This is a genomic window from Pseudoxanthomonas sp. CF385 (assembly GCF_900104255.1).
Classification (GTDB): Bacteria; Pseudomonadota; Gammaproteobacteria; order Xanthomonadales; family Xanthomonadaceae; genus Pseudoxanthomonas_A.
The window spans coordinates 50057-76853 of record NZ_FNKZ01000004.1 but is presented as its reverse complement, the minus strand read 5'-3'; the positions used below and the strand labels follow the sequence as shown (position 1 = coordinate 76853).

General features: G+C 67.6%; 16 protein-coding genes. 12 read left to right on the top strand and 4 right to left on the bottom strand.

The annotated features are described in order from the left end of the window. The first annotated feature begins 72 nt into the window (after positions 1 to 72). The 9 genes from BLT45_RS17160 to BLT45_RS17120 all read left to right on the top strand — a co-directional run bounded on the left by BLT45_RS17160 (position 73) and on the right by BLT45_RS17120 (position 18568). Complete coding sequence (locus BLT45_RS17160) at positions 73 to 2742, top strand: beta-mannosidase (protein ID WP_254771942.1); 2670 nt, start codon at positions 73 to 75, stop codon at positions 2740 to 2742. Then, on the top strand, positions 2739 to 4019 hold the full coding sequence (locus BLT45_RS17155; protein WP_093303741.1) for an AGE family epimerase/isomerase: 1281 nt from the start codon (positions 2739 to 2741) through the stop codon (positions 4017 to 4019). Before BLT45_RS17160 ends, BLT45_RS17155 begins: the two co-directional genes overlap by 4 nt. Continuing rightward, on the top strand, positions 4012 to 7365 hold the full coding sequence (locus BLT45_RS17150; RefSeq protein ID WP_093304317.1) for a GH92 family glycosyl hydrolase: 3354 nt from the start codon (positions 4012 to 4014) through the stop codon (positions 7363 to 7365). The genes BLT45_RS17155 and BLT45_RS17150 overlap by 8 nt, the downstream gene beginning before the upstream one ends. A gap of 257 nt (positions 7366 to 7622) precedes the next feature. Beyond that, on the top strand, positions 7623 to 10778 hold the full coding sequence (locus BLT45_RS17145) for a TonB-dependent receptor (protein WP_175455900.1): 3156 nt from the start codon (positions 7623 to 7625) through the stop codon (positions 10776 to 10778). A 154-nt stretch (positions 10779 to 10932) separates the two neighbouring features. Further along, complete coding sequence (locus BLT45_RS17140; RefSeq protein WP_093303738.1) at positions 10933 to 13377, top strand: GH92 family glycosyl hydrolase; 2445 nt, start codon at positions 10933 to 10935, stop codon at positions 13375 to 13377. 75 nt (positions 13378 to 13452) lie between these two features. After that, positions 13453 to 14604, top strand: coding sequence for a LacI family DNA-binding transcriptional regulator (locus BLT45_RS17135; RefSeq protein WP_093303733.1), 1152 nt, complete (start codon positions 13453 to 13455; stop codon positions 14602 to 14604). 165 nt (positions 14605 to 14769) lie between these two features. Further along, positions 14770 to 15753, top strand: a complete 984-nt coding sequence (locus tag BLT45_RS17130; RefSeq protein ID WP_093303729.1) for a carbohydrate kinase family protein — start codon at positions 14770 to 14772, stop codon at positions 15751 to 15753. 40 nt (positions 15754 to 15793) lie between these two features. After that, on the top strand, positions 15794 to 17317 hold the full coding sequence (locus BLT45_RS17125) for a tryptophan halogenase family protein (RefSeq protein ID WP_093303726.1): 1524 nt from the start codon (positions 15794 to 15796) through the stop codon (positions 17315 to 17317). A 204-nt stretch (positions 17318 to 17521) separates the two neighbouring features. Next, positions 17522 to 18568: a glycerophosphodiester phosphodiesterase gene (locus BLT45_RS17120; protein ID WP_254771951.1), complete on the top strand. Its 1047-nt coding sequence runs from the start codon at positions 17522 to 17524 to the stop codon at positions 18566 to 18568. Between the two features lie 2 nt (positions 18569 to 18570). Here the strand turns inward: BLT45_RS17120 and BLT45_RS17115 are convergent, their stop codons facing one another. The 3 genes from BLT45_RS17115 to fabA all read right to left on the bottom strand — a co-directional run bounded on the left by BLT45_RS17115 (position 18571) and on the right by fabA (position 22495). Next, complete coding sequence (locus BLT45_RS17115; RefSeq protein ID WP_093303718.1) at positions 18571 to 20655, bottom strand: putative bifunctional diguanylate cyclase/phosphodiesterase; 2085 nt, start codon at positions 20653 to 20655, stop codon at positions 18571 to 18573. Between the two features lie 113 nt (positions 20656 to 20768). After that, entirely contained in the window at positions 20769 to 21977 is a 1209-nt protein-coding gene (fabB, locus tag BLT45_RS17110; RefSeq protein WP_093303712.1) for a beta-ketoacyl-ACP synthase I, read from the bottom strand. Positions 21978 to 21979: 2 nt separating this feature from the next. Further along, the gene (gene fabA, locus BLT45_RS17105) at positions 21980 to 22495 is read right to left on the bottom strand and encodes a 3-hydroxyacyl-[acyl-carrier-protein] dehydratase FabA (RefSeq protein WP_093303705.1); all 516 of its coding nucleotides are present in this window, start codon (positions 22493 to 22495) and stop codon (positions 21980 to 21982) included. Positions 22496 to 22709: 214 nt separating this feature from the next. Between fabA and dinB the strand changes: the two genes are divergently transcribed. The 3 genes from dinB to BLT45_RS17090 all read left to right on the top strand — a co-directional run bounded on the left by dinB (position 22710) and on the right by BLT45_RS17090 (position 24771). Beyond that, positions 22710 to 23792, top strand: a complete 1083-nt coding sequence (dinB, locus tag BLT45_RS17100; protein ID WP_093304311.1) for a DNA polymerase IV — start codon at positions 22710 to 22712, stop codon at positions 23790 to 23792. Positions 23793 to 23872: 80 nt separating this feature from the next. Further along, positions 23873 to 24463, top strand: coding sequence for a PadR family transcriptional regulator (locus BLT45_RS17095; protein WP_093303700.1), 591 nt, complete (start codon positions 23873 to 23875; stop codon positions 24461 to 24463). Continuing rightward, the gene (locus BLT45_RS17090; protein WP_093303695.1) at positions 24460 to 24771 is read left to right on the top strand and encodes a DUF3861 domain-containing protein; all 312 of its coding nucleotides are present in this window, start codon (positions 24460 to 24462) and stop codon (positions 24769 to 24771) included. Before BLT45_RS17095 ends, BLT45_RS17090 begins: the two co-directional genes overlap by 4 nt. A gap of 52 nt (positions 24772 to 24823) precedes the next feature. On the opposite strand, the gene btuB is transcribed toward BLT45_RS17090, so the two are convergent. Next, a complete protein-coding gene (btuB, locus tag BLT45_RS17085; RefSeq protein ID WP_093303690.1) occupies positions 24824 to 26695 on the bottom strand; it encodes a TonB-dependent vitamin B12 receptor in 1872 nt (623 codons plus the stop codon). Positions 26696 to 26797 lie beyond the last annotated feature (102 nt).

Below are 26797 nucleotides of genomic sequence, written 5' to 3'. Positions count from 1 at the left end.
CGCCCAACCCTTGCTGGCCTCGATACTGGAACCCGCATGCAGACCAGGCCCCCGACGTTCCCCGCATGTCGCGTGCGATCCAGCCTGGAAGGGGTGCGATCGCTCTGCTTCCTCGCGTTGCTGGTGGTGGCCGCGGCGGCCCATGCGGTGGACCGGCATCGCGTGGACCAGGGCTGGCAGTTCCGGCAGGTGCCTTCGACGGGGAGCGCCGTCAGCCCGGAAGTCGATTTCACGGTATGGCGTACCGCATCGATGCCAGGCACCGTGCACACCGATCTGCTCGCGCACAACCTGATTCCCGATCCCTATGTCGGTGCGCCCGAGGCGGATCTGCAGTGGATCGGCCTCTCCGACTGGGAATACCGCACCACCTTCGAGGCGACCGCCGCCATGCGCGGTGCGCCGCGCAGCGAGCTGACGTTCGAAGGCCTGGACACGTTCGCCGAGGTCTTCCTCAACGGCGAAAAGGTGTTGGACGCCGACAACGCGTTCCGCACCTGGCGGATACCGGTGCAAGGCCGGTTGCGCGAGGGCTCCAACGAAGTGCGCGTGGTGTTGCGATCGCCGATCGGGCGCCTGCTGCCGCGGGTGCAGGCCATGCCGCATCGCATCGCCGGCAACTACCCTTCGCCCTACGGTGACGAACCCAAGGATGTGCTGACGGCGAACTTCGTGCGCAAGCCCGGCTACCACTACGGCTGGGACTGGGGGCCGCGTTACGTCACGGCCGGCATCTGGCGAGACGTGCAGCTGACCAGCTGGGACATCGCGCGCGTGCAGGACCTGCAGATACGCCAGGACCGCGTGACGGCGGACGTCGCTGAAGTCACGGCGATCCCGACGGTGGATATCGCTACGCCGGGCGACTATGCGATCCGTACGTGGCAGGTCGCGCCCGGGGGACGCAGGACGGTCGTCGCCACCCGTCGCATCGCGCTGCCCGCGGGCATCAACCGCATCCCCCAGGCCGTCCGCATCGAACGGCCGCAGCGCTGGTATCCGGCCGGATACGGCGCGCAACCGCTGTACACGTTCGAGGTCGAAGTCCTGCAGGGGGAGCGCGTCGTCGATCATCGCGCCGTGCGCACCGGCCTGCGGAGCGTCCAACTGCGGCGCGAACGCGACGCGGGCGGGCGCGAGTTCGCCTTCGTCGTCAACGACATCCCGATCTTCGCCAAGGGCGCGAACAGCATCCCGTTCGACATGTTCCCGTCGCGGGTAACGTCCGCACAGCTGCGGCGCGTCCTGCAGTCGGCGGTGGATGCCAACATGAACATGGTGCGCAGCTGGGGTGGCGGCTATTACGAAAGCGACGCGTTCTACGACATCGCCGACGAGCTCGGATTGCTGGTGTGGCAGGACTTCATGTTCGGCGGTGGCATGCAGCCGGCCTACAACCCCGCTTTCCGGGCCAACGTGGTCGCCGAGGCGCACGATCAGATCAGGCGCCTTCGCAATCATCCCAGCCTCGTAGTGTGGTGCGGGAACAACGAAGAAGAGATCGCCTGGAAATACTGGGGCCACGGCAAGACACTGAAGGAAGCCGACCCCGCGTTCGCCGCCCGGGTCTGGGACGGATACGTGCAATTGTTCGATCGCGACCTGCGCCGCGTCGTGGCCGAGGAGGGTGGCGGCATCGCGTACTGGCCAAGTTCGCCCAGCGACGACATGGCGGAGGTGGCGAACACGCCCGCCAGCGGCGACATGCATTACTGGGAAGTCTGGGGCAATCCGGCGCGGCCGCCGTCGGCCTATCTCGACATCACGCCGCGATTCATGTCCGAGTACGGCCTGCAGGCCTGGCCGGTGCGCAGCACGATCGATCGCGTGATCGGCCGCGATGACCAGCGCGTCGATTCGCCCACGGTCCAGGCGCATCAGAAATTCATGGCGGGCAAGGGCAACGAACGCCTGCTGCACTACATCCGCATGGAATTCGGCGAGCCGAAGGATTTCGGCGATTTCGTATACCTGAGCCAGGTGATGCAGGCGGAGGGCATCGGGCTGGCCGCGCGGCACCATCGCGCCAGCCGACCCCACACGATGGGCTCGCTGTACTGGCAGCTCAACGATGTCTGGCCGGGCGCATCCTGGTCGGGGATCGACTGGTTCGGGCGATGGAAGGCGCTGCAGTTCCATGCCCGACGGTTCTTCGCGCCGGTGGCTGTCGCGGCATTGCGCAAGGAAGCACGCACCACGGTCAGCGTGGTGTCGGACCGCACCACGTCGCGTCGGGGCGAATGGCGCATGCGGGTCATGGACCTGCATGGCCGCGTGCTGCGCGAGGAGCGAAAGCCGATCGATGTGCCGCCGCTGTCGGCCTTGCGCCTGGGCGCCTACGATGATGCGGACCTGCTCGGCGACGCCGACCCCGCGCGCACGGTGGCGGTCTTCGACCTGAGCGTGGATGGCGAGCCGGCTTCGCGCGACGTGGTGTACTTCACCGAAGCCAAGCACGTCGCATGGCCCTCGTCCCCCGTGCAGACACGGCTCCGCCATGATCGGCAGGGTGCGACGCTCGACCTGACCGCCGACGCGTTGGCGCGCGCGGTCTGGATCGACTTCGGCACCCTCGATGCCGAGATCTCCGACAACGCGATGACGCTGCTGCCCGGCGAGCGTGTCACCGTGCGCATCGCCTCCGGCGCCGCGCCCGACGCCCTGCGTGACGCCCTGCATATCAGCACCCTGGCGGATGCCTTGTCCGCGCCTTCCTCTCCCCGGAGTACCGCCACCCCATGAGCCCGACCATTCCCGCGCACGACGATTTCCGCAGCGAGTCCTTCCTGCGCGACCACATACGCCGCACGATGGCCTTCTACCACCCGCGCTGCATCGATCCGGCAGGCGGCTTCTTCCACTACTTCAAGGACGACGGACGCGTCTACGACGCTTCCCATCGCCACCTGGTCAGCAGCACGCGCTTCGTCTTCAACTACGCAACGGCGGCGCTCGAGTTCGGTGGCGAGGACGCGGCATTGCGCGCGACGTACATGGACGCGGTGCGCCACGGCCTGGCGTTCCTGCGCGACAGGCACCTGGACCCCGCGAGCGGCGGGTATTTCTGGACGCTGCGCGATGGCCAGCCGGAAGACGCCACGCAGCATTGCTACGGTGCGGCCTTCGTGCTGTTGGCGTACTCCATCGCCCTGAAGGCCGGAGTCGAAGCCTGCCGTCCGTGGATGGATGCGCACTGGGACCTGCTGGAAACCCGCTACTGGGAACCGGAGCACGGCCTGTACCGCGACGAAGCCACGCGCGACTGGCAGTTCAGCGACTACCGCGGCCAGAACGCCAACATGCACATGTGCGAGGCGATGCTTGCCGCGTACGAGGCAAGCCACGAGGTGCGGTATCTGGATCGTGCCCTGCAACTGGCGGACCACATGACGCGCCGCCAGGCGGCCCAGACCGAAGGTCTCGTCTGGGAGCACTACGACGCCCGCTGGCGTGTCGACACCGACTACCACCGCGACGATCCGAAGCACCTGTTCCGTCCCTGGGGCTTCCAGCCGGGCCACCAGACCGAATGGGCCAAGCTGCTCGTGATCCTCGATGGACATCTGCGCCGCGCCGGCACGCCGGCGGACTGGCTGCTACCGAAGGCCGGCGCGTTGTTCGACCGGTCGATGGAGGCATCCTGGGACACGGAGTCCGGCGGTCTGGTCTACGGCTTCGCGCCGGAGACGCTGCGCAAGGACATCGAAGGCCCGTCGCTTCCCGACGGTCGCCATTTCATCTGCGACGACGACAAGTACTTCTGGGTGCAGGCCGAGTCGCTGGCGTGTGCGGCCCGGTTGGCCGCCGCCACCGGCGAGGAGCGCTACTGGCAGTGGTACGACCGGCTGTGGGACTACGCTTGGACGCACATGGTCGACCACGTCCATGGTGCCTGGTTCCGCATTCTCGACCGGCGCAATCGCAAGTACGACGACAACAAGAGCCCCGCGGGGAAGACCGACTACCACACCATGGGAGCCTGCCATGACGTCCTGGCCGTACTGCGCGCGCATGGCTGATCCGGCCCTGGTTCGCGGCCGGATCCTCCCGGCGGCTCTCGTGCTGTTGTTGGCCTCTCCTGTGGCGTCTGCGCGCGATACGCGCTTCGCCACCTCGTTCGAAGTGGGGGAGCCGGCGCCCGCAGAGGCGCAGGTGGGCGACGTGCGCGCGACGATCGGCGGTGGGCCGGAGGCGCCGTATGCCGCCAAAGCCGGGATGGGCTACACCGGCAGCCGTGCGCTGGGCTATCGCGGCAGTGCGGGCGGGCACGTGTCCCTGTTCGCGGTCGACATCGAAGTGAAGAAAGACACGGCGCTGTCGTGGATGGTGCTGCCCGAGATCGTCGCGGGCGACACGGCAGCGTCCACGGGCGTGTCGTTGGACCTGGTCTTCGATGACGGCCAGCGCCTGTCCGGGCTCGGCGTGTCCGACCAGCATGGCGCGCTTGTTACCGCGGCCGGGCAGGCGGCATCGATGACGCTCTATCCGCAGCAGTGGGCGCGGAAGCAGGTGCGCGTGGGCGAGGTGCCCGCGTTGCGAGGCAAACGCATCCGCGCCATCGAGTTGCAACTTCAGCCGGGAGCGCACGGCACGTCGTCCGGCTGGATCGACGACATCGCCATCGGCCCTGTCGAGCCCGGCGACAAGCGAAGCCCCAGCGACTACGTGCTCACCACCCGCGGGACGCAATCCAACAGTACGTTCTCGCGGGGAAACAACATTGCGGCCACCGCGATGCCGCATGGCTTCAATTTCTGGGTGCCCGTCACCGACGCCGGTTCGCTGAGCTGGCTGTACCGCTGGAACGAGCAGAACGGCCCCGACAACCGGCCGCGACTGCAGGCGCTGTCGATCAGCCACCAGCCGAGCCCGTGGATGGGCGATCGCCAGACTTTCCAGGTCATGCCATCGGCGACCAAGGGCGTGCCCGAGGCCGACCGTCAGAAGCGGGCGCTGTCCTTCTCCCACGACCGCGAAGAAGCCCGACCGCACACGTATCGCGTGGATTTCGACAACGGCATCCGTGCCGAGATCGCGCCGAGCGAGCGGGCCGCGATCTTCCGCTTCCGTTTCCCGGAAGGGGGCGACGCCAACCTGCTGTTCGACAATGTCGACGCACGCGGCGGGCTGACGCTGGATGCCTCGACGCAAACCCTGCAGGGCTATACCGACACCCGCAGTGGCCTGTCCAATGGCGCGACGCGGATGTTCGTCTATGCGCGCTTCGACCAGCCCTGGCGGGACAACGGCAAGATCGCGACCGGACGACCCACCGGCTACGTGAAGTTCGCGCCGGAGGGAGACGGCGAGGTGACCATGCGGATCGCCACGTCGCTGATCTCGGTGGAGCAGGCGCGCCGCAATCTGGACCAGGAGATCGGCGCCGCCGGATTCGAGGGCGTCCGATCGCGCGCGCAGGCAGCATGGGACGCACTCCTCGGCCGGGTGCGGGTCGACGGCGCCAGCGACGACCAGCGGGTGACGGTGTACTCCAACCTGTATCGCCTGTTCCTGTATCCGAATGTCGCGCACGAGAACGTCGGCAGCATCGACCGGCCGGACTGGCGGCATGCCGACCAGAACAGCTGGTCCAAGGACAACAGCGGCGGCGACGCGCTGCGCACCTCCGCGACCGTCCGCGCGGGAAAGATCTACGTCAACAACGGGTTCTGGGACACGTTCCGCACCAGTTGGCCCGCATATTCGCTGTTCGCGCCCGAGCGTGCGGGCGAGATGGTCGACGGGTTCCTGCAGCAGTACCGAGATGGCGGCTGGATCGCGCGCTGGTCCTCCCCCGGTTACGCCGACCTGATGGTCGGCACCAGTTCCGACGTCGCCTTCACCGATGCGTGGCTGAAGGGTGTCCGCGGCTTCGACGCGCACGAAGCCTACGAGGCCGCGCTGCGCAATGCGACGGTCGTGCCTCCGGTGTCGAATGTGGGTCGGAAGGGGCTGGTACGCTCCATGTACCGTGGCTACGCCGACAGCAGCGTGCACGAAGGCCTGTCGTGGACCTTGGAAGGCGCGCTCAACGACTTCGGTCTGGCGCAACTGGGCCTCGCGCTCGCGGCCGACGAGAAGGATCCGGCCCGCGCGCGGCGCTATCGGGAAGAAGCCGAATACTTCCGGGCCCGTGCCACCGACTACACGCATCTGTTCGATCCGGCGACAGGCTTCTTCCGTGGCCGCACGGCGGGCGGCGACTGGCACACGCCGGCGAGCCGGTTCGATCCGCGTGTATGGGGTGGCGACTACACGGAGGCCAACGCGTGGACGTTCGCCTTCACCGCGCCTCACGACGGCGCAGGCCTCGCTTCGCTGTACGGCGGCGAGGAGGCGTTGGCCAAGCGCCTGGACGCATTCTTCGCCACGCCGGAAACCGCGGAAAAGCCGTTCTCCGGTTCCTACGGCGACGTCATTCACGAGATGACCGAGGCGCGGGACGTGCGCATGGGCATGTACGCCCACAGCAACCAGCCGTCGCACCACATCCCCTGGATGTACGTCGCGGCGGGACAGCCATGGAAAACGCAACGCATCACCCGCGAGCTCGTGGACAGGCTGTACCTGGGCAGCGAGATCGGGCAGGGCTACCCCGGCGACGAAGACAATGGCGAGATGTCGGCGTGGTACCTCTTCGGCATGCTCGGGTTGTATCCGCTGAGGATGGGAGCGCCGGAATACATCATCGGTTCACCGGCCTTCCCTCGCGCCGAGGTCGACCTGGGCGGCGGACGCACGCTCACCGTGATCGCCCGGAACAATGGCGCACGCAACGTCTACGTCCAGTCGTTGAAGGTCAACGGCCAGCCATGGGACAAGGCCTGGATCCCGCATGAGGACATCGCCGGCGGCGCCACCCTGGAGTTCGTCATGGGCGATACGCCCTCCACGTGGGGCAGCGGTGTCGATGCATTGCCGCCGTCGCTGACAGCGGTCGGTGTCGCGCCGCGCGGCCTGGTCGACGTGGCATCACGCGCCCGCGTCGCGGTGCAGGGTATGCCGCGACGGGCGGCGGAGTTGATCGACGACGATGCGGGCACGTCGCGCGTGCTGCCGGCGCGTGCGGAGGTCGACTTCCGCTTCCCCACTCCTGTGCGCGTGAGCCACTACACGCTCTCCAGCGCGGAGACGGCCATCACGGGCGTCTCGTGGACGCTGGAAGCGCGCAGTGGCGAAGGTGCCTGGGTGGAACTGGACCAGCGCCACGACCAGGCGTTCCCATGGGCCCGACAACTCCGGCCTTTCCGCATCGAACGGCCGGGCGACTACACCGGGTACCGCCTGCGGATCGACGGCGGTGGCGACGTGGCGTTGTCCGAGGTCGAGTTGCTGCAGCCCGAGGTCGGGCAGTCCGCACACTGAGCGTGCGGTACGGCGGGCGGCGCCCGGTGCGCCCGCCGAACGTTGACGGTGTACTGCCGCGTCGGCGGCGCCCCGGGGATGCTGCGAGGCAGCATGCATCCAGGGAAGTGCTGTGCTAATTATGCAATCCGTCGAATTAGACCGATCTAATTCGATCCGGAAGCAGGGAGGAGGCGAGGCCGCCACGGAGTGCCGTTTCAGGAACCCGGAGCGTCTCGCAGCAGCGGTTCTTTTTTATTTTCCGCAAATTTAGATCGATACAAAAATCCATCGCGTCAGCAGCCGATCAATCTTGGGAGAGGGTGATTGAAATGAAATGCACGCCACACGCACGCAATCGCAGCACGTTGTACGTCGGGATCGCCATCGCGTTGTCCGCCGCCGCCGTTTCCGGCAGCACGTTCGCCCAGCAGGCTGACGCCGCGCCGGCCGCGTCCGACCAGGCGTCGACGCAGGCCACGGACCTGGACACGGTGACGGTGAAGGGCTACCGCTACTCGATCGAGCAGAGCCTGGAGCAGAAGCGCAACGCCAACGCCGTCGTCGAGGTGATCACGGCGGAAGACGTCGGCAAGTTCCCCGACAAGAACGTGGCCGATGCGTTGCAGCGCGTGCCGGGCGTGCTGATCAGCCGCGACGGCGGCGAGGGCAAGAACGTCAGCGTCCGCGGCCTGTCCTCGGAACTCGTTCTGACCGAATTGAACGGCAACTACATCGCGAGCGCCGAATCCAACGGCGATCCGACCCGTTCGTTCAACTACACCCTGCTGCCTTCGAACATGTTGGGTAGCGCCGAGCTGTTCAAGACGCCGGAAGCGCGCATCGACGAAGGCGGCATCGGCGGCACGGTGATCCTGCACACCCGCCGTCCGCTCGAACTGGAGCCGAACTCCGGCTTCGTCAACATCGAAGGCACGTGGGCGGACACCACCAAGAAGACCGATGGACAGATCTCCGGCTCCTACTCGTGGCACGACCAGGAAGACCGCTTCGGCGTCTTCGTCGGCTACACGCAGCAGAAGCGCACCACGCGGACCATGGGGGCGAGCACCGAAAGCTGGCAATGGTACGGCCGTGACGAAGGTGGCACCGCGGTCGACGTCAACGGCAGGCCCTCCGACTTCAACTCGAACTGGTGGGGCGGCACGGGTTTCTGGGACCAGAACGGCAACTACTACACCGGCTTCATGATGCCGACGTCGGTCAACTTCAACGTCAAGGAAGAAGAACGCGAGCGCAAGGGTGGGCAGCTGACATTCCAGTTCAAGCCGACCGACAACCTGACCCTGACCGCCAACTACTTCCGCTTCGACCTGTCGCAGGACTCCCAGACCAATACGCTGAAGGTTCCGGAATGGAACATCGCGCGCTACTACGGCGACGGCAACTGGCGCGGCGGACGCCTGCTCGACGGCCTCACCTTCGATCCGAGCGGCACCATCGTCACCGGCGCGAACTACAGCCTGCACCCGAACAAGCCCTACTACTGCAGTGAGGACGAAGCCGCCGCCGCCGGCATGGCGCCGGGTGGCTGGGGTTCGGACGACTGCACCGTGCCGACGCCGCAGATCACCGGCAGCTACAACATCGAGAAGTCGCTGTCGCAGACCGCCGATTTCGGCGGCGAATGGCAAGGCGAGAAGCTGGATGTGTCCTTCAAGGTGGGTCGCACGTGGGCCAAGGGCGGTCCCGAGCTGCAGTTCTCGCTGCCGATCAAGCCACGCCTGCAGAACGCGGATGGCAGCTGGACGAACGGCAACTACGCCAGCGCGTGGGACCTGACCGGCACGCCGACGATGACGTTCTCGCCGGAGCTGATGCAGAACCTGCAGAACGGTATCCTGCAGGTCGATCTCGGCTCGACCGGTTCGTCCTGGACCCGCAACGACACCCAGCAGAAGTACGCCCAGGTCGACGGCACCTGGCACTTCGATGGCGATGTCTTCGAATCGCTCCAGTTCGGCATCAAGGGTCGTGACGGCGGGATCCACCGCAGCACCGGCAACAGCTACTGGGTGTGCCCGGGCACCGACGCCAGCGACTACGACAATCGCTACTGGGCCGGTCGCTGCAACAGCGTCGCCACCCAGTTCTCGCCGAGCCTCATCAACCCGTTGGGCAACCTGCCGGGTGGCATCCGCGCGAGTGCTTACCCGGCGATCAACTTCCCGGGCTACATCGCCTACCTCAACAGCACCTACGGTGCCATGCAGACCCGTGAAGAAGAGAACTTCGTCTACAACGTGGACGAGAAGATCTACTCCACCTATCTGCAGGCCAACTTCCGTACCGACCGCCTGCGCGGCAACGTCGGCGTGCGTATCGCGCGCACGAAGCAGCATGCCGATTCGACGGACAAGATCACCTCTTACGACGACTACTTCTTCGATGGCGCCGACGGCAATCCGCTGGCCTGCGTGCAGGGTGCCGCGACGCCGGTCGGCGCGCCCGCCGACACGTACTGCGGCAGCGAAGGATTCTGGAGGCTCCACGAACGAGTGGCGCGGCCGGAGTCGTACGAGGTCGCCTCGCTCGATCGCACCTACACCGATATCCTGCCGAGCTTCAACCTCGCCTACGACCTCACCGACGACCTGGTGCTGCGCGCGGCCGCGTCGAAGGTCATGTCGCGCCCGAGCTACGGCGACATCGCCTCGCCCGGCAGCCTGGAGTACTACAGCCAGGAATATGTCGACGACCGTCGTTTGACCGGCGGTGCGGGCGAGCTCGGCTGGTACGGTTCGGGCAGCAACAAGGGGCTGGAGCCGTACAAGGCCACCCAGTTCGACCTGGGCCTGGAGTGGTACTTCCGTCCGGGTTCGGTCGCGGGCGTGGGGCTGTTCCGCAAGAATGTCCAGAACTTCGCCGTCAATGTGATCACCGACGTGAACATGGTCGTCGGCGGCCAGACCGTCACCGTGCAGAACTACAGCACCCAGGCCGGCGGCCAGGATGCGGTCTCGCAGGGCGTCGAACTGTATGCGCAGCACACGCTGGACTTCGGTCTCGGCTTCCAGTTCAACTACACCTACAACGACGCCAGCAAGGCGGCCGTGTCGCTGGAAGACGGCACCGAAGTCGGCAAGACCTCGATGCCGGGCAGCGCCAAGAACCAGACGAACTTCACGGTGTTCTACGAAACCCAGGACCTGTTGCTGCGCGCCTCGTACAACCGCCGCGGCGAAGTGGTGCAGGGTCTGGTCAACGGCCTGAACGTGTACGACGAGCCGTACTACCAGATCGACCTCAATGCGGCCTACAACATCACCCCGGCGCTCACGATCAGCGCCTCGGTGCTGAACCTGACCGAGGAAGAGACGCGCTCGCACCTGGGCAACGACACCAAGGACCGTTTCTACACGAACGGTTATGCCGGCCGCATGGCGTACCTGGGGCTGACGTACAAGTTCTGAGGTCGTGCTTCGTGTTTTGGCCCCATGCTTTCTCTCCCGCCCGGAAACGGGCGGCGTGGGGCCGACGGCCCGGCTCAGGCCGGGCCACTTTTCCCTTCGCATGCGACGATCGGTCCGCTGTCGCGTGCGGTGAATCAAGGCAGGTCAAGAACGTATGAAACCCGGCTCGCTCCTTCCCCTTTTCCGTGCATTGCCGCTGCTGTTCGTCCTGGCGGTCCCGGCGACGGCCGCCACGCAGGGGCCGAGCGCCGAGGTCAACACGTTCATCGGCAGCAAGGACGACGGCAACACGTTCCCCGGCGCATCCGCGCCGTTCGGGATGATCCAGGTCAGTCCGATCGGTTCGCACTACTCGGGTTGGCGCTACGACGATCCGCAGATCCGTGGCTTCGGACACTCGTTCCTGTCCGGTGCCGGATGCTGGGAACAGGGCGGTCAGGTGTCGGTGTTGCCGGTGACCGGGCGCATCGGCCCGGGGGGGGATTTCGATACCGCCGATCCCAAGGCGTTCGACCACAAGCGTTATGGGTCGCGCTACCGGCATGACGGCGAGAGCGGCCAGGCCGGTTACTACAAGGTTCGACTGACCGACTACGGCGGCATCGATGCCGAAGCCACCGCGCTGACCCGGGCCGCGGCCGAACGCTACACCTTCACCGCGACCGGCGAGGGCCATGTCCTCGTCAACATCGGGCAGGCCAACGAGCGCCACGCGGTGACGGGAAGCACGCTGACGGTGGTGGGCGATCGCGCGGTGGAAGGCAAGGTGGTCACCCAGAGCTTCTGCGGCGGCCATCAGTACACGACCTGGTTCCGCCTCGAGTTCGACCGTCCCTTCGAGACGTTCGGTACCTGGGGCGAGGCGGGGGGCGTGCCGGGTTCGCGCCATGGCATGGAAGGCGAGGGCAAGCCCAGCGGTGCGTGGCTGACCTTCGATCTCGGCAAGGACCGCGCCGTCACCGCCGTTTCGGCGATCTCGCACGTGGACGCCGAAGGTGCACGCAACAACCTGCGCAGCGATGGGATGTCCGGCGGTGCGCTGCTCGGATTCGATGCGATGCGCGCACGCGCGCAGAAGGTCTGGGACACCGAGCTCTCGAGCGTACGCGTGCAGGGCGGTACCGGCGACGACCGGGCCGTGTTCTATACCGCGCTGTACCACGCCTTGCTGCAGCCGTTGACCGGCAGCGATGCCGACGGGCGCTACCGGGGCTACGACGACCTCATCCACCGCGCGGAAGGGTGGACCTACTACGAATATTTCTCGTTGTGGGACACCTACCGTTCGCAGAACCAGCTGATCGCGCTGCTGCGCCCGCAGCGCGCCGCCGACATCGCGCGTTCGGTGCTGGCGATCGACGAGCAGGGCGGTTGGTTGCCGCGCTGGGGCTACGCCAGTTTCGAAACCAACATCATGACCGGCGACCCGGTCACGCCGTTCCTGGTGGACCTGTGGCGCTTCGGCGCGCTGGAGGGGCGCGAAGCCGACGCGTACGCCGCGCTGCGCAGGAATGCGTTCGGCGTGCCGCCGTTGAATTCCCGGCATGCCGGCCGCTCCGGCAATCCGAACTATCTTGCGCAGGGCTACGTGCAGTACGACCGTGCATTCCCGTCCAAGGGCATGGATGTGGATCCGCACCATGGCGGCTCGGCGACGCTGGAATACGCACTGGCCGATTGCTCGCTGTCGGTGATGGCCGACGCGTTGGGGCATGGCGACGATGCCGCCGTGCTGAAGCGCCGCGGCCGCAACTGGCGCACGTTGTGGGATGCGACGGTACGCGACGAGGAGGCGGGCTTCAGCGGCTTCCCGCGCCCCCGCACCGAGGATGGCCAGTGGTACACGCCCTCCGACGGCCACTACAGCCCGCGCTCGCACCATGGGTTCCATGAGGGCACGGCGTGGCAGTACCAGTGGCTGGCGCAGCAGGATGTGCCGGGATTGGTACAGGCGATGCACGGCCCGCAGGAAGCCGCGCGCCGGCTGGACGACTTCTTCGCTTACGAGGCGCTGCTGGCGGACCCCGCCGGCGCGGCGCGCAAGGCGTGGGTCGTCGGGCCTTACAGCTACTACAACCAGTTCCGCTACAACCCCAACAACGAGCCCGACCTGCATGTGCCCTGGATGTACACGCTGATCGGCCAGCCCTGGAAGACGTCCACCGTCCTGCATGCCGCGCAGCAGCTGTTCACGAACGCGCCGAATGGCGTCACCGGCAACGACGACCTGGGCACCATGTCCGCCTGGTATCTCTTCAGCGCGATGGGCCTGTATCCGGTGGTGCCCGGCACGGGCCAGTTCGTCCTGCATGCGCCACGCTTCTCCCGCATCGACGTGGACGTGGCCCCCGGCCGCACCCTGCGTATCGAGGCGCCGCAGGCCGGCGACGGGAAGCCACGGTACATCCGGGGCGTGTCGCTGGACGGCAGCGCGCACCCGGCCGTGTGGCTGGACTGGAACCGCCTCCGCCAGGGCGGCCGCCTGCGGTTCGATCTGACCGATGCGCCGCAACCGCAGGGCTGGGGCACGCGTCCGCAGGACCTGCCGGCATCGCCCTGCGCTGCGGACGCGGCGACGGCATCCGGGGCGGGCCATTGAGTCCACTGGGCGCCATGGCATCGAGGTCAACGTGATGGTTTACGCTGGGAGCACCATCGCAATGGATCGATCCATATGAGCTCGAAGCGCCCGCCCCGTCCGGGATCCGCACGCACGTCCAAGGCCGCTGCTTCCAAGGCCGCCAAGGGGACAGCCGCTGCATCCCGGGCCAAGGCCGGCAAGCCGGCCGAGAGCGAGCGCAAGCGCGATCCCCAACGCGTGGTGACCGTTACCGACATTGCCAACGCGATCGGTGTCTCACGCGCCACCGTGTCCCTGGTGTTGCGCGGCAGTCCGCTCGTGCACGTGGACACGCGGGCGAGGGTGGAGGCCGAGCTGAAGCGGCAGCGCTACGTTTACAACCGGGGCGCGGCCAATCTGCGCAGGCGCACGTCGTCCAGCGTGGCGCTGGTCATCAACGACCTGGCCAATCCGTTCTTCGCGGAGTTCGCGGCCGGCGTCGACGAGGCTTTGGGCGAGAAGGGCTACGTGACGCTGCTCGGCAGCACGGGCGAATCTCCCGAGCGCCAGCAGGCGGTACTCACCTCGCTGATGGAGCATACGCCGGCAGGCGTGATCCTTTCGCCCGCCGAGGGCAGCAGCGCCGCGCAACTCCACAAGGTCCTGGACGCGCGGGCCAACGTACTGCTCTTCAATCGCGAACTCTCGGGCGCGGACGATTGGGGCTTCCTGGGCCTGGACAACCAGAACGGCGCGCAGCTCGCCACGGAGCACCTGATCTCGCTGGGCCATCGGCGCATCGCGTTCTACGGCGGTCATGCCGACTCGAGTTCGTGCCGCCAGCGCCGCGCCGGGCATGCGCTGGCGATGAAGAAGGCGGGTCTGCCCGTCGATGCGGCGTGGCTGATCGAATCCGCGCCCAATCGACTCGAAGCGGCCGCACGCACCGGCGAATTGTTCGGCGACCACGCGGCGCCGACGGCGGCGGTCTGCTACAACGACACGGTCGCGCTGGGCCTGATGCTGGGCCTGCTGGCGCGCGGCATCCAGCCCGGCAAGGGCTTCGCGGTCACCGGCTTCGACGACATCCCCGAAGCGGCCGTAACGACGCCGCCGCTGACCACGCTGGCCGCCAACCCGCGAGAGCGCGGGCGGCAGGCGGCGCAGCTGGTGCTCAGGCAACTCGACGACGGCGCCGCGCCCGGCAGGACGATCGCGCCGGTGGCGTTGTCCGTGCGCGAGAGCAGCGGGGCGCGGCTGAAATGAGCCGACCCGCATCCCCGCCAGTCATCGTATCCGTGCGACGACGACCCTTCCCGATCTCCTTTCCATCGTCCTACTCTCCATGAATCCGATCGCTCCGCACACTCGACTCCCTCGCCGCGCCGATGCCGCGGTGCCATCGCCTGCCCGTACGCCAGGGGGCATGGCATGAGCACTCGGGCGCGCAAGATCGTGTGTTTCGGCGAGGTGTTGATCGACATGCTGGCGGAGCCGCCGGCATCGCCCGACGCACCGCGCAGCTTCCTGCAGTACGCCGGCGGGGCGCCAGCGAACGTCGCGGTGGCCGTGGCGCGATTGGGGGCCGACGCGCACTTCGCAGGCATGCTGGGCGAAGACATGTTCGGCGATTTCCTGTTCGACAGCCTGGCATCGGCGGGCGTGGCGACGGACTGCATCGTGCGCACGAACGAAGCCAAGACGGCGCTGGCGTTCGTCGCGCTGGACGAGCATGGCGAACGCAGCTTCAGTTTCTACCGTCCGCCCGCGGCCGACCTGCTGTTCCGCGCCGCCCATTTCGCGCCGGCGTGCTTCGAGGGGACCCGCGTTTTCCACGTCTGTTCCAACAGCCTTACCGAGGCGGGCATCGCCGAGGCCACGTACGACGGCATGCGGCGCGCGCGCGCCAGTGGTGCGATCGTCAGCATCGACCTGAACCTGCGTCCCGCCTTGTGGCCGCAAGGCGAGGATCCTTCTCCGCGGCTGTGGCAGGCGCTCGCCGAGGCCGACCTCGTGAAGCTTTCGCGCGAAGAGTTCGAGTACCTCGCTCGACCACTGGGCGGCGAGGCGGCGGTCATGGCGCGCCTCTGGCAGCACCATGCGAAGATCCTGGTGGTGACGGACGGCGACAAGCCGGTCAACTGGCATACGCCTTCAGCGCATGGCGCCGTGGACACCTTCCGCGTCACGGCCCTGGACACCACGGCGGCAGGGGATGCGTTCGTGGGGGGCTTGCTGTTCCACCTCGGCAAGTCCGACATGGATCCCGCGGGCTTCGTGCGCTTCGTTTCGCGTGCCGACGACATCGCCGAGGCCATCCGGTTCGCCGCGGCCGTCGGCGCGCTGGCCGTCACGCGCAAGGGCGCGTTCGCGGCCATGCCGAACGTGGACGAAGTGAACGCTTTGTTGTCGTAAGACCTCCCGAACGCATCGCACGCCAGGACCAGGAGTTTCCATGACGGCCAGCCACCACCGGATCAGGTCCGTCGTCGTCGTGGGCGGAGGCAGTGCGGGCTGGATGGCGGCCGCCGCGCTGGCGACCTACCTCGGCAAGCAGGCATCGATCCGCCTCGTCGAATCCGAAGAGATCGGGATCGTCGGCGTCGGCGAAGCCAGCGTGCCCTACATGAAGCAGTTCAACAGCGGCGTGCTGGGCATCGACGAGTTCGAGTTCGTCGCTCGCACGCAGGGGACCTTCAAGCTCGGCATCCAGTTCAACGACTGGGGCAGCCTCGGGGAAAGCTACGTCCACGGTTTCGGCAAGATCGGCCAGGGCGTCGGGCCACTGCCTTTCCACCAGTTCTGGCTCAAGCTCTTCCTGGCCGGCCATGCGCGGCCGATCGGCGAGTACTCGCTGCCGACGCTGGCCGCGCCGCGCGGGAAATTCATGGCGAGCCCGGCCAACGCACCGCCGGAATCGCCGCTGGCCGATATCGCCTACGCGTATCACTTCGATGCCGCGCTCTATGCGGGCTTCCTGCGCGAGCTGTCGGAACGCAGGGGCGTCCAGCGCACGGAAGGAAAGATCACCGGCGTGCTGCAGCGGAGCGAAGACGGGTTCATCGAAGCCGTCGTGCTCGACAGCGGGGAGCAGGTGACGGGCGATCTGTTCATCGATTGCTCCGGCTTCCGCGGCCTGCTGATCGAGCAGACGCTGAAAACGGGCTATGTCGACTGGACCCACTGGTTGCCGTGCAATCGGGCGATGGCGGTACCGTGCGCCACCGTGGGGCCGCCTACGCCCTATACCCGCTCCACCGCGCTTGCGGCCGGCTGGCAGTGGCGCATCCCCCTGCAGAGCCGGGTCGGCAACGGCTATGTCTATTCCAGCGAGCACATCAGCGACGACGAGGCCGCCGCCACCCTGCTGGCGAACCTCGATGGCCGCGCCCTTGCCGATCCGCGCCCGCTGCGGTTCACCACCGGCATGCGCAGGAAGCTGTGGAACAAGAATGTCGTCGCGCTCGGCCTCGCCAGCGGCTTCATGGAACCGCTGGAATCGACCAGCATCTATCTGGTGCAATCGGGCATACAGCGCCTGCTGGGCCTGTTTCCCGGCCGCAACTTCGATCCCCTGCTCGAGCGCCAGTTCAACGAGGAGTCCGCTTTCGAGTACGAGAGCACGCGCGATTTCCTGATCCTCCACTACTGCGCCACCCGCCGCAGCGACAGCGCGTTCTGGGACTACTGCCGGACGATGCGGATTCCCGCCACGTTGCAGCGCAAGATCGAGATGTTCCGCGAAGGCGGTCGCTACTTCCGCACGGGCGACGAGTTCTTCGCACTGCCGAGCTGGGTGCAGGTGATGCTGGGGCAGGGCATCGTGCCCACCGGCTACCATCCGATCGTCGACGACATGCCGGAGCAGGCGCTGATCGAGCATGTCGCCCGGGTACATCGCGCCATCGCCGGCAGCGTGGAGGCGATGCCCCTGCACCAGGACTTCATCGATCGTCACTGCAGGGCGCCGGCCGTATGACGTCGGTGCCTTTGTCGCGCCCCTGTAACAGTCGGCGCCGACAATGGCAGCCGCAACGAGGATCCTCTCTCCTCCCGCGTTGCTCCAAAGCCCGGTCCCTGCCGGGCTTTGTGCTTTCATGATGCCGATCCGCGCAGCGCGCGCCGGCGCGATGAGGAATCGTCCATGCTGCTCCTTCGCCTGTTGCCGTTCCTGGTCGCCCTGATGAGCTTCTCGTCCGCCATGGCCGGCGAACCGCCGGCGACGCCCCTGGTCATCGGCCACCGCGGGGCCAGCGCGCACCTGCCGGAACACACGCTGGCTGCCTATGCGCGCGCCATCGAGGACGGCGCCGACTACATCGAGCCGGACCTGGTCGCCACCCGTGACGGTGTGCTGGTCGCCCGTCATGAGAACGAGATCGGCGGTACCACCGACGTCGCGCAGCGGCCCGAGTTCGCCGCGCGCAAGCGCCGGCAGGTGATCGATGGCGACGTGTTCGAAGGCTGGTTCACCGAAGATTTCACCCTTGCGGAGCTGAAGACCCTGCGCGCCCGCGAGCGCCTGCCCGAGCTGCGTGGCACTGCGAACGATGGTGCATTCCAGATCGCCACGCTGGACGAGATCATTGCGCTCGCTGCGGAGCACGCATCACGCAGCGAGCGCATGGTGGGCCTGATCCCGGAGATCAAGCATCCCACCCATTTCCGCCGCATCGGCCTGCCGATGGAGGAGCGCCTGCTGGAGACGCTGGCGGCGCACGCCTATGCACGCGAAGCGCCGGTGGTGATCCAGTCGTTCGAACAGGACAACCTGCGCATGCTGCGGACACGCCTCGGCGACACGCATGCGAACATCCGCCTGCTCCAGTTGCTCGGTCCTGCCGAAGCAGTGCCGGGCGATGCGCTGGCCGCGGGCGTTGCCCGGCGCTACGCCGACCTGATGACGCCGGCGGGGCTGAAGGACATCGCGACGTATGCGGACCTGCTCGGGCCGTGGACGCGCAGCCTGATGCCGGAAGCGGCGGACGGCACGCTGGGTAAGCCGACCGATCTGATGCGCGATGCACGCGCGGCGGGACTGCCGGTGTGGCCGTACACGTTCCGGCCCGAGAACGCGTTCCTGCCGCGTGCGCTGCGTCGCGGCGAAGATCCGCGCGCACGGCACGAGGACGGTGCGATCGACGAGATCCGCGCCTACCTGGCGCTCGGCATCGGCGGCTTCTTCACCGATGACCCGGCCGTGGGCCGGCGCGCCGTGGACGGTCGCTGATCTCAGGCCGTGGTGCAGGCGGCGCGTGTCGCTTCCATCGTGCCGGCCAGCCGATCCGCCGGCACCGGCTCACCGAGCAGGTAGCCCTGGTAGAAGTCGCAACCCAACTGGCGCAGTTGTTGTTGCTGGCCCGGCGTTTCGACCCCCTCGGCGACGACCTTGAGGTTCAACGTGCGGCCCAGGGCGACGATGGAGGCCACGATCGCGGCATCGTCGGCGTTGGACTCCAGTTCGCGGACGAAGGCGCGGTCGATCTTCAGCTCGGTGGCGGGCAGGCGCTTGAGATACAGCAGGCTGGAATAGCCGGTGCCGAAGTCGTCGATGGAGATGCGGATGCCCATGCGCGTCAGTTCGTCGAGGATGCCGACGCTGGCATCCGCGTCGCGCATGGCGGTGGTCTCGGTGATCTCCAGGGTGAGCCGCGTGGGGTCCAGGGCGTGCCGCGCCAGCGTGTCGCGTACGGTGTCCACCAGCGCGGGCGAGGAGAACTGCAGCGGCGACAGGTTCACCGCGACCGTGGACACGTCGTGGCCGGCGTCGTCCCAGGCGCGCAGCTGACGGCAGGCTTCGTCCAGCACCCACTCGCCCAGGCTCAGGATCAGTCCGCTGCGCTCGGCCGCGGCGATGAACGCGCCCGGCGGCAGCAAGCCCATCTCGGGATGCTGCCAGCGCAACAGGGCTTCCACGCCCGCCATGCGGTAGTCGGGTGCGGCGAACTTGGGCTGGTAGTGCAGCAGGAGTTCGTTGCGCTCCACCGCGCGGCGCAGGTCGTTGAGCAGTTTCAGCTGCTGGTGCGCGCTGATGTTCATCGAGGGCGCGAAGAACGTGTAGCCGTTCCGGCCGTTGTCCTTGGTGTGGTACATCGCGGCGTCCGCGTGCGCCATCAGGTCGCGTTCGGTGGTGCCATCGGACGGGTACATGGCGATGCCGATGCTGGCGGTCACCTGCACGTCGATCCCCTGCGTCCGGATCGGCAGCGCCACCGCATCGAGAAGGCGCTGCGCGACCACCGCCGCATCGTCGGGGTCGCTGGATGGCGCGACCAGCACGAATTCGTCGCCGCCGAGCCGCGACAGCGTGTCCTGGCTGCGCAGCAGGCCGCGCACGCGGGTGGCGACGTCGGCCAGCAGCGCATCGCCGGCCTGGTGGCCGTAGGCGTCGTTGACGCTCTTGAAGCCATCGAGGTCCAGGAACATCACCGCGAAGGATTCCTGCTTGCGCTTGGCCTTCTCGATGGCCTGCTCGATGCGGTCCTGCAGCAGCACGCGGTTGGGCAGGCGGGTGAGCGGGTCGTGCAGCGCAGCCTGCACCAGTTCCTCGTTGGCGCGGGCCAGCGAAATGGCCAGGTGGCGCGTGCGCAGGTGCATCTGCCGATCCAGCACGGAGACGATCAGCGCGATGCCCATGATCGCCACCGTGGCCACCACCACCAGCACCGCCAGCCACTGCGCAGGGACGCCGCCGTCGCGGGCGGCCCCGCACCAGCTGTCGGCCGGGAAGCGCGCGGCGGCCATGCCCGTGTAATGCATGCCGACGATGGCGAAGCCCATCACCACCGCGGCGGTCAGACGCATCCAGTGGCGGCGGTGACCGCGTCGCAGATGGAAGGCGATCCAGAGCGCCGCGCCCGACGCGACCACGGCGATGACGATGGACAGGCTGAACCACAGCGGGTCGTAGTCGATGCCGGGCTGCATGCGCAGCGCGGCCATGCCGATGTAGTGCATCAGCGCGATGCCCGCGCCCATCAGCACGGCGCCGACGCACAGCAGGCGCCGGGGCAGGTCCGGGCGGGACACCAGCCACAACGCGAAGGCGGACACGCCCAGCGCGGCGAGCATCGAATAAAGCGTGATGGCGAGGTCGTAGCCCAGCGGGATGGGCAGGTCGAAGGCCAGCATGCCGACGAAGTGCATCGACCAGATGCCCAGGCCCATCGCCATCGCACCGCCCGCCAACCACCAGCGCGCCGCGGCGGTGCCGCGGGTGGTCGTCACGCGGCTGGCCATGTCCAGCGCCGTATAGGACGCCAGGATGGCGACCAGCAGCGAGAAGAGGACGAGGACCTCGTTGTAGGTTCCGGACATGGGGGGGCGCACCGATGCCCAGTAAGGGCTGTCGGAACTGTATCGGCCGCTACGCTTCGGACTTGAGCCCCCCCACGATCACGCGCGGGAGGGACGTTCAGCCCCCGACAGGATCAGGCGCGCCCGAACACCAGGCTGGCGTTGGTGCCGCCGAAACCGAAGCTGTTCGACATCACGGTGTTCAGCGTCGCGTCGCGGCTCGTCTGCACGATGGGGAACGCCGCCGCGCCCTCATCCAGCGTCTCGATGTTGGCCGAGCCCGCGATGAAGCCATCGCGCATCATCAGCAGGCAATAGATCGCTTCGTGCACGCTGGCCGCGCCCAGTGAGTGGCCCGACAGCGCCTTCGTCGAGGAGATCGGCGGCAGGGTGTCGCCGAGCGCGGTGCGGATCGCCTCGAGTTCGATAACGTCGCCCAGTGGCGTCGAGGTGCCGTGCGTGTTGAGGTAGTCCAGCGGCGCGGTGACGCCTTCCAGCGCCATCTGCATGCAGCGCACGGCGCCTTCGCCGGACGGCGCCACCATGTCGGCGCCATCGGACGTCACGCCATAGCCCAGCAATTCGGCGTGGATGCGCGCGCCGCGCTTCACCGCGTGGTCGTAATCCTCCAGCACCAGCATGCCGCCGCCGCCGGCGATGACGAAGCCATCGCGGTCCGCGTCGTACGGCCGCGAGGCATGGGTGGGGTCGTCGTTGCGCTTGCTCGACAGCGCGCCCATCGCGTCGAACATCATCGTCAGCGCCCAGTGCAGTTCTTCGCCGCCGCCGGCGAACACGATGTCCTGGCGTCCTGCGCGGATCAGATCCGCGGCGGCACCGATGCAGTGCGCGGAGGTCGCACAGGCCGCGGAGATCGAATAGCTCACGCCCTTGATCTTGAACGCGGTTGCCAGCGTCGCCGACACCGTCGAGCACATCGTGCGCGGCACCATGTACGGCCCGACCTTGCGGATACCGCGCGCGCGCAGCAGGTCAGCGGCTTCGATCTGCCATTCGGCCGAGCCGCCGCCGGAACCGGCGATCAGGCCGGTGCGCGGCTGGCTGACCAGCGCCTCGTCCAGGCCGGCATCGGCGATCGCATCGCGCAGCGCGATGTGCGCGAACGCCGCGGCATCGCCCATGAAGCGCTTCTGCTTGCGGTCGATCTGCGCGTCGAGGTCGATCTCGGGCGCGCCGCCCACCTGGCTGCGGAAGCCGAGTTCGGCGTATTGCGGGATATGACGGATGCCCGAACGGCCTTCGCGCAGCGCGGCCGACACGGTATCCGCATCGTTGCCCAGGCAGGAGGTGATGCCTAGGCCGGTGATGGCGATACGGCGCATGGTCAGAAGCTCTCCGTCGAAGTGAACAGGCCCACGCGCAGGTCGCGCGCGGTATAGATCTCGCGTCCGTCGACGAGCATGCGGCCGTCGGCCACCGCCAGCACCAGCTTGCGGTTGACCACGCGGCTGACGTCGATCTCGTAGCTCACGCGCTTGGCGGTGGGCAGTACCTGCCCGGTGAACTTCACTTCGCCGGAACCGAGCGCGCGACCGCGGCCGGGCGCGCCGATCCAGGTGAGGAAGAACCCGGTGAGCTGCCACATCGCATCCAGGCCCAGGCAGCCGGGCATCACCGGATCGCCGAGGAAGTGGCACTGGAAGAACCACAGGTCGGGATGGATATCGAGTTCGGCGCGCACCATGCCCTTGCCGTGCGCACCGCCGTCCTGGCGGATCTCGGTGATGCGGTCGAACATCAGCATCGGGTCGTTCGGGAGACGGCCGCTGTCGGGGCCGAAGAGTTCGCCGCGTGCGCTGGCCAGCAGCTGTTCGCGCGAGAAGGAAGCGGGGGCGTTCATTGCATGGTCCGTTCTGCGAAGCCGTAAATAATGCACACATGTGCATACGCTTGTCTTGATGCAAATCAACCGGGTTTTTCCATACGCCGGCGTACCATCGACAAAGTGCAATCGCGGCAAGGGTTTCGCGCTTTCTGCCCTCGACTCCACACGCGTGCGTATCGTGCGCGCATGCATCCATGCGATCGCGTACGGCGGCCGATATCATCGCGTGATGCGCAAGATCATCCACATCGACATGGACGCGTTCTACGCGTCGGTGGAACAGCGCGACGATCCTTCACTGCGTGGACGGCCGGTGGTGGTGGCGTGGCGCGGCGAGCGTTCGGTGGTCTGCGCGGCGTCGTACGAAGCGCGCGTGTTCGGCGTGCGCTCGGCGATGCCGGCGGTGCGCGCGGAACGATTGTGTCCGCAGGCGGTGTTCGTGCCGCCGGACTTCACCCGCTACAAGACGGTGTCGCGGCAGGTGCGCGAGATCTTCCTGCGCCACACCGACCTGGTCGAACCACTGTCGCTGGATGAGGCCTATCTCGATGTCACCGCGCCGAAGACCGACCTGCCGACCGCCACCGCCGTGGCCGAGACGATCCGCGCGCAGATCCGCGAAGAAACGCAGCTGACCGCATCCGCCGGCGTGGCGCCGAACAAGTTCCTCGCCAAGATCGCGTCGGACTGGCGCAAGCCCGATGGGCAATTCGTGCTCCGGCCGCACCAGGTGGAGGCCTTCCTGACGCCGCTGCCGGTGGAGCGCATCCCCGGCGTGGGCAAGGTGATGCAGGGCAAGCTCAATGCGGACGGCATCCGTACCGTCGGCGATCTGCGTCTGCATGCGCAGCACGAACTGGAGGCGCGCTACGGCAGCTTCGGCGGCAGCCTGTACCGGCGCGCGCGCGGCATCGACGAGCGGCCGGTGGAGCCGGACCAGCCGGTGCAGTCGATTTCGTCCGAAGACACGTTCGCGACCGACCTGCTGCTGTCCGAACTGGAGCCGCACATCGTGCGCATCGCAGAGAAGGCGTGGCAGGCCAGCCGCAAGACCGAGCGCGTGGGCCGCACCGTTGTGCTGAAGCTGAAGACCGCGCAGTTCCGCATCCTCACCCGCAGCTTCACGCCGGAAGCGCCGCCGGCGTCGGCCCAGGAGTTCATCGACATCGCGATGGCCCTGCGCGAGCGCGTGGACCTGCCGGCCTCGACCCGCTACCGGCTGGTGGGCGTGGGCCTGTCGGGCTTCCGTGACCGGGACGAGGGGGCGACCCAGCCGGGCCTGTTCGACGGGACCGAGCTGGCCGCCGGTTGAACGAGGTGGGCCTGGGGATTGGAAAAGACACACTCAAGATATATCTTGAGTGTGTCTAGAGATAACGAAGAAATCCCCCCATGTCCCCTTTTTCCTCCTCCCACGGCCGCGGCGGCCGGCACGGCCATCCGGGCCACCACGGTACCGAGGCTGATGGGTCCGGCCGCGGTCGCCGGGGCCGCATGTTCGACCAGGGCCAGTTGAAGCTGCTGGTCCTGCACGTGCTCGATGCGCAGCCGAGCCACGGTTACGAGGTGATCCGCGCGATCGCCGACCTCGCCGGTGGCGACTACAGCCCCAGCCCCGGCACCGTCTACCCAACGCTCACCTGGCTGGAGGACATGGGCCTGGCCGAGGCCCTCGCCGAAGACGGCGGGCGCCGCCAGTACCGCATCACCTCCGAGGGGTGCGTGCAGCTGCAGTCGCGGCGCGAGCATCTCGATGCGCTGCTGATGCGCCTGCGCGAAGGCCGCCGCCACGCGCTCGCCCGGCGCGCGCCCGAGATCGAGCGCGCGATGGAGAACCTGAAGACCGCGCTGCGCCTGCGCTTCACCGACGGCACGCCCGACACCGAGGCCCTGCAGCGCATCGCCGATGCGATCGACCGTGCCGCGGTGGACATCGGTCGCGACACTGGCGCCCCTGCGCGCGCCACGGAGGACACGCCATGAAGCAGCACCGCTACCGCGTCACCCTCGAGCACCTGGCGGATGCGAAAGGCGCAGCGTCCACCTACGACGCACCGCTGCGCTTCGAGGTGGGCAACCACGACGACGTGTTCGCCATCGTCGCGCGGTTGCGCCAGCGCGACGATCTGCCCCCGGATGCGGCCACGCCGTTGGCGGTGGGCCTGAAGCTCTTCAGCGAGGTGATGCTGGAGAACCGCGGCCATCCTCTCTTCGCCGAGTTCGCCCCGCATTTCCGCGATTTCATGAAGACACTCAAGCAAGGCCCATCCGCACCTGCGGAACCTGCATGAAAAAAGCCCGGCATCGCCGGGCTTTTTTCGTTTCAAGCGCCGTGGCGGCGTATTACTCGGTCGGCTGGTAGCGCAGGCTCAGGCCGTAGGTGCGACCGGCCTGGTTGTACCAGGCGACGGTTTCGTACGCGCGGTCGAACACGTTGCCCACCTTCGCCTGCAGCGTCCAGGCCGGTGCGATGGCGTACTCCAGGCGCAGGTCCAGCGTGCTGTAGCCGCCCAGGCGATCGGTGTTGGCCAGGTTGTCATAACGCTCGCCCGCGGCGTTGAACGTCACGCCGGTGCGGAACGCACCGAACGCGCGGTCCACGTCGATGCGCGCGGTGTTGCGCGGACGGCGCGCCAGCAGGTTGTCGTGGTTGGCGCCCGCCGACCGGTTGCGCGGATCGGTGTGGCTCAACTGCGTAGCGACGTCGAAACCGGCCAGGGTGACGTCGACGGTGAACTCGGCGCCGCGGATGCGGGCTTCGTCGATGTTGTTGGGCAGGAAGATCGACGCGTCGTACGAAATCAGCTGGTCCACCTTGTTCTGGTAGACGTTGAACGTCCAGTTCCAGGTGTCCGCGTACTGCGCGATGCCGACGTTGACGCTTTCGGATTCTTCCGGCTTCAGGTCCGGGTTGCCGAAGAACGGGTAGTACAGGTCGTTGAAGCTCGGTGCCTTGAAGCCTGTCGCGACGCTGGCGGTCAGCTTCAGGCCGTTGCCGAAGCCGAAGCCGTAGCCCAAGCTGCCGGTGGTGTGGTTGCCGAACTGTTCGTTGTCGTCGTTGCGGACGCTGGCCTGCAGCTGGTGCGCGCCGAAACGGCCCTGGTACTCGACGAAGCCGGCCAGGTTGTCGCGCTGGGTGACGTCGAAATCGGTGGCGCTTTCCACCTTGTCGTCCTGCCAGTCGATGCCGGCGGTCAGCAGCTGGTTCGCCGCCACGCTGAAGTCGCCCTGCAGCGAGGCCACGTAGCGACGCGTCTCGAAGTAGCCGGACTGCACGTCGTCGAGGAAGTCATCGGACTTGTCGTCGTTGCGGCCCAGGCTCAGCAGCAGGTTGACCTTCTCGCTGGGCGCATAGCGCAGCTTGGTGCCCAGCACCTGCTGCACGGTCTCGGAGCGGTTGGTGAAACTGCCGTCGAATTCGCTCTCGCCGTCGGCGCGAAGCGCGTTGGCTTCCAGCGTCAAGGTGTCGGTGAACGAATAACCGCCGCGCAGGTTGGCCGAGGTATTGCGGTAGCCGTCGCGGTCGGGCTCGTCGGTGAAGCAGCCGGCGCCGAAGTCGAACGGGATGCTCGGGTCCGGCCCGCGTCCGCGGCAGGCGTTGAAGCCGTCGGTGCGCGTGTACGCCACGTCGGCGCCGAACCAGCCGCGCGCGTTGCCGCCGCCGATGCCGGCGCTGGCTTCACGGGTGCTGTCGCTGCCCACGCCGATGCGGAAGTTCGGGCGCACCTTGCCGGTGTTACGGCGGGTGAACACCTGGATCACGCCACCGATCGCCTCCGAGCCCCACAGGCTCGAACGCGGGCCGCGCACGATTTCGACGCGGTCGATCTGGTCGATCGGCAGGTCCTGCAGCGCGGGCAGGCCGGCGGTCGCCGAGCCCATGCGCACGCCGTCCACGAGCACCAGCACGTGGTCGGACTCCGCGCCGCGCAGGTTGAGCGTGGTGATCTTGCCGGCGCCGCCCTGGTTGGCGATCGAGATGCCGGCGCGGCCCTGCAGCAGTTCGCCCAGCGAGCGCGCCTGGCTGCGCTGGATCGCATCGCGGCCGATCACCTGGGCCGGGACCAGGCTGTCTTCGACGGACACCTCGGTGCGCGTGCCCGAGACGACGACCTCGTCGAGGTTGGTGGCGTCCTGCGCCTGCGCCGCGAACGGCAGCGCCATCGCGACCGCGAGGGCCAACAGGGAAGGGGAGGAAACACTACGGCTCTGCATCGGAACAACTCCATCGCGCGCCCCGCGCGCATTCTTCGGCGTGGAGTCGCGATGGAAAGGGAAGCGGAGCGGACAGCGCGGGCGAAGCGGCGCGGCACGCCG